At 53.0% G+C, this 12,825-nt stretch carries 13 protein-coding genes; 8 read left to right on the top strand and 5 right to left on the bottom strand.

What is annotated here, in order from left to right:
* Positions 1-88 precede the first annotated feature (88 nt).
* Entirely contained in the window at positions 89-907 is an 819-nt protein-coding gene (gene dapD / locus METH11B_RS0112450; RefSeq protein WP_020484620.1) for a 2,3,4,5-tetrahydropyridine-2,6-dicarboxylate N-succinyltransferase, read from the top strand.
* Between the two features lie 87 nt (positions 908-994).
* Positions 995-1,531 (top strand): hypothetical protein, encoded by a 537-nt coding sequence (locus METH11B_RS0112445; RefSeq protein WP_026602293.1) that lies wholly within the window; start codon positions 995-997, stop codon positions 1,529-1,531.
* A 53-nt stretch (positions 1,532-1,584) separates the two neighbouring features.
* Here METH11B_RS0112445 and METH11B_RS0112440 read toward each other — a convergent pair whose 3' ends face one another.
* Positions 1,585-2,301: a hypothetical protein gene (locus METH11B_RS0112440; RefSeq protein ID WP_026602292.1), complete on the bottom strand. Its 717-nt coding sequence runs from the start codon at positions 2,299-2,301 to the stop codon at positions 1,585-1,587.
* Between the two features lie 188 nt (positions 2,302-2,489).
* Here METH11B_RS0112440 and METH11B_RS27835 point away from each other — a divergent pair, with 188 nt between their 5' ends.
* From METH11B_RS27835 to METH11B_RS0112410, 6 genes are all read left to right on the top strand, one after another.
* Positions 2,490-3,020: a hypothetical protein gene (locus tag METH11B_RS27835; protein WP_026602291.1), complete on the top strand. Its 531-nt coding sequence runs from the start codon at positions 2,490-2,492 to the stop codon at positions 3,018-3,020.
* A 363-nt stretch (positions 3,021-3,383) separates the two neighbouring features.
* Positions 3,384-3,629: a hypothetical protein gene (locus METH11B_RS0112430; RefSeq protein ID WP_020484624.1), complete on the top strand. Its 246-nt coding sequence runs from the start codon at positions 3,384-3,386 to the stop codon at positions 3,627-3,629.
* A 6-nt stretch (positions 3,630-3,635) separates the two neighbouring features.
* A complete protein-coding gene (locus tag METH11B_RS0112425; protein ID WP_026602290.1) occupies positions 3,636-3,974 on the top strand; it encodes an ArsC family reductase in 339 nt (112 codons plus the stop codon).
* On the top strand, positions 3,974-5,104 hold the full coding sequence (gene dapE / locus METH11B_RS0112420) for a succinyl-diaminopimelate desuccinylase (RefSeq protein WP_026602289.1): 1,131 nt from the start codon (positions 3,974-3,976) through the stop codon (positions 5,102-5,104). Before METH11B_RS0112425 ends, dapE begins: the two co-directional genes overlap by 1 nt.
* Positions 5,105-5,446: 342 nt before the next feature.
* Complete coding sequence (locus METH11B_RS0112415) at positions 5,447-7,768, top strand: sensor domain-containing diguanylate cyclase (RefSeq protein WP_026602288.1); 2,322 nt, start codon at positions 5,447-5,449, stop codon at positions 7,766-7,768.
* A gap of 49 nt (positions 7,769-7,817) precedes the next feature.
* Positions 7,818-8,552, top strand: a complete 735-nt coding sequence (locus tag METH11B_RS0112410) for a TIGR00266 family protein (protein ID WP_026602287.1) — start codon at positions 7,818-7,820, stop codon at positions 8,550-8,552.
* A gap of 29 nt (positions 8,553-8,581) precedes the next feature.
* On the opposite strand, the gene METH11B_RS0112405 is transcribed toward METH11B_RS0112410, so the two are convergent.
* From METH11B_RS0112405 to METH11B_RS0112390, 4 genes are all read right to left on the bottom strand, one after another.
* Positions 8,582-9,706 carry a methyltransferase gene (locus METH11B_RS0112405; RefSeq protein WP_026602286.1) on the bottom strand — a complete coding sequence of 375 codons (1,125 nt, stop codon included), beginning with the start codon at positions 9,704-9,706 and terminating at the stop codon, positions 8,582-8,584.
* Between the two features lie 15 nt (positions 9,707-9,721).
* Positions 9,722-10,342 (bottom strand): TetR/AcrR family transcriptional regulator, encoded by a 621-nt coding sequence (locus tag METH11B_RS0112400; RefSeq protein WP_026602285.1) that lies wholly within the window; start codon positions 10,340-10,342, stop codon positions 9,722-9,724.
* Between the two features lie 191 nt (positions 10,343-10,533).
* The gene (gene radC, locus METH11B_RS0112395) at positions 10,534-11,208 is read right to left on the bottom strand and encodes a RadC family protein (RefSeq protein ID WP_036277444.1); all 675 of its coding nucleotides are present in this window, start codon (positions 11,206-11,208) and stop codon (positions 10,534-10,536) included.
* Between the two features lie 249 nt (positions 11,209-11,457).
* Positions 11,458-12,813 (bottom strand): Dyp-type peroxidase, encoded by a 1,356-nt coding sequence (locus tag METH11B_RS0112390; protein WP_026602283.1) that lies wholly within the window; start codon positions 12,811-12,813, stop codon positions 11,458-11,460.
* Positions 12,814-12,825 lie beyond the last annotated feature (12 nt).

Genomic DNA, 12,825 nt, shown 5'->3' with positions numbered 1-12,825 from the left:
ACAACGTGAAGCGCATCGGTCGCGAAGACGATGCGCCTCCTGCGTCGGCACATCCTATCCCCGTTAATCACTAACCCTAAGAAATACCATGTCAAACCTGGAAACCATCATCAACGACGCCTTTGAAAACCGCGCCGACATCAGCCCGTCCACAGTCTCCGCCGAAGTCCGTAACGCGGTTGCGGAAGTCTTGAATATGCTCGACAAAGGCGAAGCTCGCGTCGCCGAGAAAAAAGACGGCGATTGGGTCACCAATCAATGGCTGAAAAAAGCCGTGTTGCTGTCGTTTCGGATCAACGAAAACAAAGTCATCGAAAGCGGCGACGTGCGTTATTACGACAAAGTGCCGACCAAATTCGGCCAGTACAGCGAAGCCGATTTCGCTCAAGCCGGCGTCCGTGTGGTGCCGAATGCGGTCGCCCGTTACGGTTCATACATTGCGCCCGGCGCGATCCTGATGCCGTCATACGTCAACATCGGCGCTTACGTCGACAGCGGCACCATGGTCGATACCTGGGTAACGGTCGGCTCTTGCGCGCAAATCGGTAAAAACGTGCATTTGTCCGGCGGCGTCGGCATCGGCGGCGTGTTGGAGCCGCTGCAAGCTAACCCCACCATCATCGGCGACAACTGCTTCATCGGCGCCCGCTCCGAAATCGTCGAAGGTGTCATCGTCGAAGACAACTGCGTAGTATCGATGGGCGTCTACATAGGCCAAAGCACCAAGATTTTCAACCGCATGACCGGCGAAGTAAGCTACGGTCGCATCCCGGCCGGCTCCGTGGTCGTCTCCGGTAACCTGCCTTCTAAAGACGGCAGCCACAGCTTGTATTGCGCGGTGATCATCAAGCAAGTGGACGAAAAAACTCGCAGCAAAACCGGGATTAATGAGTTGTTGCGGGATTGATGTAACGTCAGAACGCTAGGCTGGGTGGAACGGCAGTGAAACCCAGTGTTTAAGCTCTGCAATCAACCTAACCCAAGGTCCTCGACTATGACAAAGGCTATTATTTTTGCCCTGATGTTGGTATCTAGTTTGGCTGCCGGGGTGAGTGTCGCCGACGATTGTCCTATCGAGCGAGCTCGGTACGAACTGATGGCAGATCCGGAATATACCGCTGGGTTTGAGTTAAAACCAACGGTCGTCGCGCCTGACGGCGAGTTGGTGTTTTTTGTCGCTTCAGCTAAAAGTGCATTTACTTATTGGTTTCGGCTGAACTTTGGCAATGGTTTTACGACGCTGTCAATGACGCCGCTGGCGGTTACGCAATCTGCTAACTCTGCCCTGGGTCTTAACGACCTGCCGGTTTCACAGGCCCAGGCGTTTCAGCCGCTGTTTTTGATCAAGCAGGATCTGACCTTTCTTGAGCCGGAGTTAGCGGTGGCCGGTTTGGCGGCGCCTATGTACGTCTTTCCATCAGCCTTGGCGCCAGAACTTTGGTATCACAGCGAGGCGTATGGAAATCCGCAAAATATACGGGAGTCGATGACTCGCAGTTTTTTTAAGTTTGTGGCATGTAGCCGCGCATGAAAAGCCAAGTAGGCCGGCAAGTCTGTCGGTTTATCTCCGCCTAAAATTGGTGGCTAAGCCGCAAATCCCACGCTCTCCGCCCGAATCGTAAACACCATCACCAACTCTTCATCCTGTTGCAATGTCAGCGGCGTCGGCAGGCCGTCCGGGCCGGGTTGCTGGCCGATGATAGGCTCGATGCAGACATACTCGGCTTTTTTATCGCTCCAAATACCAAACGCCAACGCTAGACTTTCCGACAATGGCGATATATTGCAAGCCATCGTGACCGTGTAATCAGCTGTGCTCAATTTGACCGGTGCTGCTGGCGATTTTGCGTGGTGTACTCTTAAGCTATCGTGCGGGAGCGTTGCAACTTCGATCTGCGTATCCGCAATGTCGATAAAGCTGTTAGGCGAAATCGAGAAATAAGGGTGAAAGCCGGGGCGAACCAGCGCGGTTTCCGACACCGCGCGAATCCGGGTGCTGACCGTCAGGGTTTTGCCGTTTGCTTCCGTCAGCTCTTGCCAGTCGGTTATTACCTCGACAGAACCCCAATTCACATCAGCCGGCGCAGTGAGGTTTTTTTGATGCGGCAGGTCGCTGTCGCAAGGTGTTATCCGATATTCGCCGTGTTTAAGCGCGAAAGGCGGTGTTAATTCTTCAAAGTTGGGTATGCACAGATACACGCCGCCCCGCGAGCCGCCGTCTGGTTTGTCGTGTAAGGGTTGGATAATATGAATATCGTCTAACTGCCAGTTGATCAGGGTGCCCGTGTCGGTGAATTTCATTGGGGAAATATGTCCTGTACTTTAATGGTGTTGCGGTATGAGGTGGGACGAGTTCGGCTCCATGCTTCGCAAGTGAATTGAATTGAGCTGATTTTCTCGGTTAAAAAAGTGCTTTAGCGGCTATTGTAAACAACGAGGCCAATAAAATGGGGGATTTCAGCTTGTAGTGCCGAAGTTTCAGCTAAACGATGCGCCCAAGTGACTATGGATTAACGCCAATTTGCCGGGCTATCGACTATGAGAAAATCAATCCGGACACGCGTTTTTTTCAAATCGAACTGATGCAAACAATCGATATTTTTTCCTTGAAAGATCATGCCGGTGACTATCAACACTGGCCGTTGCAGACCCAATTAATGATCAATGGCTTGCCGAGTTCTTGTTATGTACCGGGCTACCGGCTTTTACATCAATTTCAAACGCCGGCCCACGAATACCTATTAATCTGCGATTGGGATTGTCCCTTTGAAGAAGCCACGGAGATAATCTTGCTGGATGGCCAGCTCAAGGTGTTGGCGGCGCGTTCGTTTGCTGTGCCCTACGGCTCATTTTTGTTGAACGAGGTGTTGGTGCTGGACGAAGCCAATTTAAAACTGATGTTTTTTCGAGATGAACATTGGCAAGTGACTATTACGCCGCATAACTTGCCTTGCTTGCATTTTTCCAGCAGGAGTTGGCTGCCGGCATTAAGAACGCGGATACAGTTGAAACGGCTTTAGACATTTTGAGTGTCCGGCTGGCGTCTCTCGCTGTGAGTGTTGAGTCGGCATGAGGGATTTTCGAGGCCGACTAATGCATTTGTATATCGAGCTGGTAAGCTAGCGTTCGCGAATAAGAATACTGCGATGCCAAGCAGTCGAATTCAGGACGGAAAATAATTGTGCGGCGGAACGTGGTGGTAGCCGAGGGTGCGTTAACGCATGGCAAGGATGAGCGGCTATGCGTTACAATGCTGCCACTAGTGCCAAGGAGGCCAAACAGCATGAATGCGAACCCTTTCGATACGCTGCAGCCGCGCACCTGATTTTAATGCCGCTTTGCCGGCTCCGTTTTTCTCTTCAATCCTAACCTGCGAGCACACCATGCCAGAAAATATTTCCAATAATGCCCTAATCCTCGCCTTGTTGTCCCTGAACGGCGAGATCGCTATCCAAAAAGATTATCTGGAATCCGGCGAGATCCCGGAAGATGAGGTGACCGACGAGGAAGAAGTACTGGACGATTTGGAGCAAGCCTTCATGGAATTTGTCGATGTTTACAAAGCCCGTGCCAAAGCCGACGACTCACTGCCCAGCATCGAAGAACTGCTGGCCGGCGAAGAAGGCTAACACTGCATGATCGTAGTTTACGGCATCAAAAACTGCGATAGCGTCAAAAAGGCGCGAACCTGGCTGGAAGCGCGGCAGATTGCCTACCGCTTCCACGACTATCGGATCGATGGACTGGAAGCCGCTTTGCTGCAAAGTTTTGTCGATGCGCTGGGCGTGGATGCCGTGCTTAACCAGCGCAGTACAAGCTGGCGCCAACTGGACGACGGCCAAAAATCCGATTTAACCCCCGACAAAGCCGTGCAACTCATGCTGGCTGTGCCGACCTTGATCAAGCGCCCGATTCTGGATGATGGACAGCAACTGATCGTCGGCTTCAATCCCGATCAGTACCCTACCGAATAATGAGCGAAACCCTTTCCCTGTTAGAAGCGCTGATTCGTCGCGAATCGGTGACCCCCAACGATGCCGGTTGCCAGGATTTGCTGGCGCAACGTTTGACCAAGCTTGGCTTTACTGACGAACGCCTGAATTTTGCCGACACCCAAAACCTGTGGTTGCGGAAAGGGCAGCAGGCGCCGCTGTTCGTATTTTTGGGGCATACCGACGTGGTGCCGACCGGGCCACTGGCGGCGTGGGATTCGCAGCCGTTCGAGCCGACTATCCGCGACGGCAAGCTTTATGGTCGTGGCGCGGCGGATATGAAAGGCGGCATTGCTGCATTCGTCACGGCCATCGAGCGTTTTGTGGCTGAATATCCCGAGCACAAAGGCTCGATAGCCATAATGATGACCAGTGACGAGGAGGGCATAGCCACTCACGGTGTGGTCAAAGTGGTCGAAGTACTGGAACAGCGCGGCGAAAAAATCGACTGGTGTCTGGTCGGTGAACCGTCCAGCGACAAAAAAATCGGCGATGTTATTCGGGTGGGGCGGCGCGGCTCCTTATGCGCCAAACTGACGGTGCTGGGTATTCAAGGCCACGTGGCTTATCCGGAATTGGCGGAAAATCCGATTCATACGTTTGCGCCGGCTTTAAAAGAGTTGACCGAGGAAGTGTGGGACCACGGCAATCAATTCTTCCCGCCAACCCGCTTGCAGGTGTCCAATATCAACGGCGGCACCGGTGCGGAAAACATCATTCCCGGCCAGGTGGAGGTGCAGTTCAATCTGCGGTTTTGCACCGAATTGGATGAAGCCACCATCAAGAGCCGCACCCAGGCAATTTTGGACAAACACGGCTTCAAATACGATTTGCAATGGCGCTTGTCCGGCAACCCATTCCTGACCTCGCAAGGCGAATTGATCGACGCCACGCATGCCGCGATTGAAAGCGTCTGCGGCTTCCAGACTTTGGACGATACCGGCGGCGGCACCTCTGACGGCCGTTTTATCGCGCCGACCGGTGCGCAAGTGATTGAGCTGGGGCCGTTGAACGCCAGTATTCACAAAGTTAACGAACATATCGGTCTGGATGAGTTGGAAGTTTTGAGTCGGATTTACCAACAGATTTTGGTGAACTTGCTGGCGTATTAAGCAGGTTCTTAAAATATCGGGCACTCCCGCTCCAGCGGGAGCCCAACTGCCCACACAGGACTGGCACCCAACCTGTTTAAACAATTGCCTTCTCCCGGTCGTCACCCACTCGGCCTCTAATGCTTTGCCCAAACCGCTAGAAAGTTAGAGCAGCGCCGGCCACAGATTTAACTATTCCGAAGTGCCCAGGGGATTATCTTCAAGCAGTGAGTACCGATGGTTTGATGCCGAATTCCGCCGGATACTAATCGCAATGACCACGCTATACTTTTAAGCGCAGATTTAGGCGTTAATTTGGTCGACGGTCTGAAACGGAATATTCCGATATCAACAGGGGAAAGCATGACTACTGGCCCTGCTCCACAAAAGTTATTAGCGCGCTACCGGCATTACTATCCGGCTCTCCTGATTTTGCTGATTTCGCTGTCTGCCTTGTTTGTGGCTTGGCAAGATCTGAATTGGCGTTATCAGCAGCGTTTACAGGAATATTTCGATTTCGAAACCCAACGCCTTACCAGCGACATCAGCAAACGCATGGCTTTGCATGGCCAAACGCTACGTAGCGCCGCCGGCTTATTCGCCGCCAGCGACGAGGTTACCCGAGAGGACTGGCGCGCTTTTGTCGAAATGCTGGAGTTGGATCGCAGCCATCCCGGGGTGCAAGGCGTGGGCTATACGGTTCGGATTCCCGCCGGGCAGCTCGAACAGCATATTGCCGATATTCGTCGCCAGGGTTTTCCTGACTATGTAGTTAATCCGTTAGAGCCGCGCACCGAGTATTCCAGCATCATCTATTTGGAACCGTTCAGCGGCCGCAATCTCCGCGCGTTCGGTTACGATATGTACTCAGAACCGATTCGGCGCAAAGCGATGGAGCGTGCGCGGGATAAGGGCGAGTTGGCCTACACCGGTAAGGTGGTTCTAATCCAGGAAACCAAGGCCGATTTACAAGCCGGAATGTTGGCGTACTTCCCGGTGTATCGCAACGGCAGCATCCCGCAAACCTCAGAGCAGCGCCGTTCCGCTCTACTGGGCTGGGTATACATTCCTTATCGTATGAATGACTTGCTGAAAGCCATCCTGGGACAGGATTTATTGGCCTTGCGCCTGGAAATTTTTGATCAGGACGATCTCAGCGCCGATGGCCTGCTTTACGATAGCCAGACCGGCTTGGTGCCGGCAGCGTTTAAAACCCAGGATGATGCGAAGACACGCAGCCAGCGTCTGGATTTGGGCGGGCATTTTTGGACGTTGCGTTACACGGCCATGCCAGCCTTCAGCAAGACCGCCAAATTCGAGCCGCCCTGGGTTGAAGTATTGGCGTTGGTGCTGATCAGCTTTTTGCTGTTTTTTATTACCTGGGCCTATATCAATGCGCGCCGAAACGCTGCGATTGCCCTGCAATTGACCGAGTCGTTACGGCAAAGCGAAAGCCGGTTCCGCAGCTTGTTCGAAAACTCGCCGGTGGCTTATCTGGCAATGGATAGGCAAGGTAATTTGTTGGATGTGAATCCGCAATTGTGCGCGCTGCTGGACTACGACGTTGATGAACTGATAGGCCGAAAATTGTTTGAATTTGTCGCGCCGGAATCGGTTCAGGATTTTCAATTAAAACTGCAAATGCTCAATCATTATGGTTTGTTGGAATGCGAATTGTCGCTGCTGACAAAATTGGGGCACATGCTGACCGTGATTCTCGACGGTCGCTTGCAAGGCGATAAAAACCGTCCGGCGGTTATTCATTGTATTTTGACCAATATTACCGAGCGCAAGCGCGCCGAAGATAAGTTGCAACTGGCGGCCAGAGTGTTTAGCGATGCGCATGAAGGCATCACCATCGCCGATGCGGCCGGCAACATTATCGATGCTAATCCGACGTTTTGCGCGATAACCGGTTATACCCGCGAGGAAGTGATTGGCCGCAATCATAGTATTCTGCAATCGGGAAAACATGATTCGCAGTTTTATAAAAACTTGTGGCAAACCCTGCAAACCGAGGGCTGTTGGCAAGGCGAGATATGGAATCGCAAGAAGAGCGGCGAGTTATATGTCGAATTGCTGACGATCTCGGCGATGCGCAACCGCACCGGCGAAATTCTGAATTATGTCGGTTTGTTTTCCGACATTACCCAAGCCAAACTCCAGCAGCAGGAACTCGAGCGCTTGGCACATCACGATCCATTGACGCAATTGCCCAATCGTATTTTGTTCAACGACAGATTTTGTCAGGCCTTGGCGCGCTGTAAACGCGATAGTACGTTATTGGGCGTCGTGTATATGGATCTGGACGGTTTCAAACAGGTCAACGACCAGTTCGGCCATGAAGCTGGCGATACATTGCTGATCGAGGTGGCTGAGCGGATAAAGGCTAATCTGCGCGAGGATGATACGGTGTGCCGATTAGGCGGCGACGAATTTGCCTTATTGATGGGCGGTCTGGAATCCAAGCCGCAGTGTGAGCAGGCTTTGTTGCGTGTTCATCAGGCGATTTCCCAGCCCTACTATATCGGCGGGCAAACCGCGAAGATTGGTGTCAGTAGCGGTATTACTTTATGTCCGCTGGATGTGGGTACACCGGATTGTTTACTCAGTCACGCCGATCAGGCCATGTATCTTGCCAAACAGCATGGCCGCGGCTGCTATGAATTTTTTCAGCTCGGTTGAGTCTGCTCAGCAAGCGCTTAATTTTTCAACTCAATAAGAGGATATACCTATGCGTTGCCATCAAGTCGATTTTCAGATTATCGGTCATGACATTCAAATGGTCGAAGTCGAGCTCGACCCCAAAGAAACCGTGATCGCCGAAGCGGGGGCGATGACCTATCTCGAACAAGATGTCGACTTTGAAGCCAAGATGGGCGACGGTTCCGGCGGGGTGATGGATAAACTGTTTGGTATCGGCAAGCGTATGCTGACCGGCGAGTCGGTATTTTTGACTCATTTTACCAATCACGGTTCGCAAAAACGCCGGGTGGCGTTTGCCGCGCCGTTTCCCGGTTCAATCGCGGCATTGAATATGGCTGAATTGGGTGAGGAGGTGATTTGCCAGAAATCGGCGTTTTTGGCTGCCGCGTACGGCACCCAAGTGGATATTGCCTTTAACAAACGCTTGGGCAGCGGCTTTTTCGGCGGCGAAGGTTTTATTCTGCAACGCCTGCGCGGTGACGGCATGGCCTTTATTCACGCCGGCGGCACGGTGATTCGCAAGGAGTTGCGTAACGAAACCTTGCGTCTGGATACCGGCTGTCTGGTGGCCTTCAGCGGCGATATCGATTACAACATCGGTATGAGCGGCGGCTTGAAAAGCATGCTGTTCGGCGGCGAAGGCTTGTTTCTGGCGACCTTGAAAGGTACAGGTTCGGTGTGGATCCAAAGCATGCCGTTTTCGCGTCTGGCGGAGAGGGTGCTAAGTCAGTACCGGCCGTCGGTAGGGCAAGATACTCAATAGTTTATTGCCGCAACGGTTCGGCGGCCGAATTAAAGACCAACGTTCGGCATCACGACCAGTATTTTACCCATAGCGCGCAGATTGACTTGTTCGTGTAGCGCCAGCCCTGCTAGGGCGAAAAGTTGATGCCATTCGCTAAGCGTACGTTCTCGGCCTTGGGTAGCCATAAACATCTGCATATCGAACGCGGCACTGGCAAAATCAGCTGGGGAATCCGGCATGACTAATTCCATAATGGCAATTACAGCCCCGGTGTCGCCAATCGCTGCGGCAAGATTGCGCAGGGTGCGAACGCAGTTTTGCTGGTCCATCCCGTGCAGAACCGCGCTGAGCAGGTAAATGTCTTTACCGTTTTTGGCGGCGGGTGCCCACTCTAACAGGTTGCCGGCCACGAAACTTACGCGGTCAAGCAGTTGCGGCGCGGCATGGATGGCCCAATGGTCAGCCGCGGTATCAATGACTTGTGGCCGGTCGAACACCACTGCGCTTAGATGGGGATGCAGCTTTAATAAGGTCAACGCTTTACTGCCTTTTGAACCGCCGACATCGATAACGCGCTCGAACCGTTCCCAGGCAAAATCACGGGCGTAACTGTCGCCCGTTAAAGCTTCGACGCTGTCCATCGCGCGGGCGAACAATGCATCGAATTCGGTATTTCGGTCCATATGGGCATACAGTTCGTTGCCGTGCACACTCTCGAACGGTATGTTACCGGTGCGTATGCCTGGCTCCAATTGTTCGAACCATGGCCGGCTCATCTCGGGCGCGTTGTGCATTAAAATCATCGCGCGAACATTGTTGGGATGATCTTCCCGCAAGTAATTCGAGAGCGCATTGTTTTTGAAAATTCGTGGCGAAATTTCTTCGAATATACCCAGCGCGGCCAGCATGCGCAGCAGCCGATAGACTGCATCCGTTTGCGCCGAAACCCTTGCGGCTAAAACTTCGGCCGCAAGCGCTTGATTCGCCAGCGTCGTTGCTATATCCAGCCGAACGGCAACATATAGTGCCCGCGATTGCCAGAAAGCCGAACCGATCTGGATTAGCCTAAAGGGAGGCGGGATGATTTTACGGGGCAGTTGCTGCAACCAGTCCGCGAATTTCAGTAACTTGCTAAACAGGTAAACCGCACCGGCGTGCTTTTGTAATGACATTGGTTATGCTCCGTTTTATGCAGACGGCTTAGGCGCCAAGCCAGCGGAAAACAGGCGGCCGTTGAAAGCGGCGAGTTGCGCCAAGAATGCGGTATCCATCGGGCGGCCCATTTGCTCTTCGAAAATATCTTTCAGCAGCATCGGCATCATTGCCAGACTGACAAAAGCCAACCGCAGAATGTCGGGATCGATCGACGCGGACACTTGCCCGCTGGATTTAAGTTTTCCCACCTTTTTTGCGCCGTTCGTGCGTCCGCGAGCCAATAGTTGTTGAATAAAACGCCGGCCCGGTCCCTGTTTGAGTGCCAATACTTTCAAGATCAGCTTGGGGAATTCCGGATGTTCGGCCATGATTTGGTAATAAAGGTTGAGAAAGTCGGCAAAGCCATCGACCGAATCCAGCATTTGCCCATTCAGTACCTTTAACAGCGGTGCCATCGTGTCGCGGATCATCTCTTCGTAAAGGCCTTCTTTGTTGCCGAAGTAATAGCGAATCATTGACACATTGGCTTCAGCTTTCTGCGCGATCAGGCGAGTGGTGACTTTGTGGTAGTCGTCGGATAGAAAACTGTCGAGCGCTGCTTTTAACAGGCGTTCCCGCACTGGGTCGGCCGTGGGTTCCGGGTTGCAAGGCATCGGTTTCTCCGGGTTTTCGTTAAGCGAAAGCTAGATTAGCAATTGGAAGCGGGAGCCGCCAGGCGTTTTGTCAATCAACTTAAAGGGTTTGATTGAGCTACACTTTGCAGGCAGGCGGCGGAAAGCCTTTGGGGCCGTTATGTTCGTCTGACGCTATGCTTCGAAACCCGGTTTCGACCGAGCGAGTGAGTTTATAACAGTCCATGCTCCGCGAACGAAAAGGGCTGGCCGTCGCCGACGATGAAATGATCCAACACGCGAATATCGAACAGGCCTAGGGCCTGTTTCAGTTTGTCGGTGATTTGCCTGTCGGCCTGACTGGGTTCATTGATGCCGGACGGATGGTTGTGCGCAAATATGACCGCTGCTGCGTGGTGAAACAAGGCCCGTTTCGCCACTTCGCGCGGATAAACGCTGGCACCGTCTATGGTGCCGCGAAATAATTCTTCCCACTGAATCACCCGATGCTGATTGTCCAGAAACAGGCAGGCGAACACTTCGAAACTGTAGCTGCGTAATTGGGCGCTGAGATAGGCGCGGGTGATGTCCGGGCTGGTCAAGGCGTTGCCGCGTTGCAGGATCTCGGCAAAATGGCGGCGGGCCATTTCCAAAACCGCTTGTAACTGGGCGTATTTCGCATCGCCCAAACCGTTGCTTTGGCAGAAGCGGTGTTGATCGGCGCCGAGCAAAGCCTGTAAGGAACCGTATTCGCTCAGTAAGTCGCGGGCCATATCCACCGCCGATTTGCCGGGCGTGCCGGTGCGCAGAAAAATCGCCAACAGCTCGGCGTCAGTCAGCGCGGTGGCGCCGCGTTGCAACAGTTTTTCGCGGGGTCGTTCGTCCGCAGGCCAATTCTTGATGCTCATCAACTCCTCCAGGCCGTTAATCATTGATTTTAAGCATAGAAGAAGCGTCTAGAGTTTGCCATGAGGCAAAACTGAAAAGTTTAAATGGCCAATTGCTCCGAGAATTTAGGTATGTTGCACCCAAAGGTTGAGGAGAAGGGGGCGTGGGAGCCGCAACGCTTTGGCATCGTTGCCGCAGCTTGACGAAAGGAGCCTGCGCTACTTTCGTCAAGCTTATCCAGCGGGAAATGCTTACTTCAAAATGTTCAATCAGGAACTCCCCAGCAACCCCAGCGCACTCAAACTAGGCAAAAAGAAATAACTCCCGCCCCGCGTGGTGACAAACTGCTGAAACCCGCAAACCCGCCGCCGCAATGGTTCATCCTGAATGGTGAAATTGCGATTCTCCGCTACGCCGCTGCCGATCAACGGATCGTCTTCATCGTACAAACCGGCGAATTTGACACTGTTGATCCAGGTGTGTTGCACAAATTCGAACTGGCGCTCGATATTCGCGTTCAAGCAGATGAACAACAAGCCGCGCTCTTTGCCGTCGTCTTTTGCCGGGTTTTCCAGAAAATTGCCGTAGCTGCGGCCGCGCCGCAGGATGCGGTGGCGGTTGGCGACTTTTAGTGCTTCCGCTTCGGTAGCGCCCAATCCCACTGCTCTGGGATTGGCGCGGCGAATGTGCGAGCCCAGCGGGCAGCCGGTGCCATGCGGGTCTTTGGTAAAGTTAAAACTGTTATCGACCTTGTTAGGGTCGGTGTCCTGATTGGGCTCCACCACTGCACCGCTTTTCCAGCGGCCGACGAACTTGGCGGCCAGATAGTCGGCGGTAATACCTTGGCGTGCGGCTTCTTCTTCCATAAATTGCCAGAACGCGCCGACATCTTGCTTCAACTGGCGTAACACCAGATAGGTGCCGTTTTTGCCAAAGGCTTCGCCGGCAGTACCCAACTGTGGCATTTTGGTAAGCTTGCCGTCGTATTGATTCGGATAACCTAGCAAAAATTCGCCGGTGGCGATTTCGCCGGTGCCGCTGTTAGTCGGGAAGCCGTCTACGACAGGGTCTGAAATGCCGTCCGCAAAGCCGAAATGCTCCAAAGTAAAGCCGTTGGCGTCTTGTTTTTTCTCGCCGGCATCCAAACGCTGCACGACGCTCAAGCCGGCCCCTTTAAAGGCTTTTTCATGGTATTTCTGGCTGGCGTTGTGGATAGCGTCGTTTTTGGAAAACAGCATGAATAACATATCCACCCGTTTGGCGCCGCTGCCCCAATCCCACACGCTAGGATCGTTGATGCCACGGTCGCCCAATAGGGCCGAACGATGCTCGGAATGCATGCCTTCCCGGAAGGACAGCTCAAAGCTGTACAGGCTGTCTTTATCCAGATTTAGCTGTTCGAAACCGGAATAACTGATTGCCAGGTTTATGCGGTTTTCGGTTTCGTCGGTCGGTTTATCTGCGCCGTGGCTGATTTGCTTTTGTTCGACCAGATTTTTCAGCCAGGGCTTGGTTTTGCCGGCATCGTCGATTTTTAACAGGTAATAGCTACAGTTGGCCATATGCTTGTTATAGCCGCTAAACACGATGCCTTGTACGTCTTCTAATTTATCGATGGTGGTCATTGTTGGAGTCCT

Source organism: Methylomonas sp. 11b (genome assembly GCF_000515215.1).
Classification (GTDB): domain Bacteria; phylum Pseudomonadota; class Gammaproteobacteria; order Methylococcales; family Methylomonadaceae; genus Methylomonas.
This window is presented reverse-complemented; position numbering and strand designations above follow the sequence as displayed.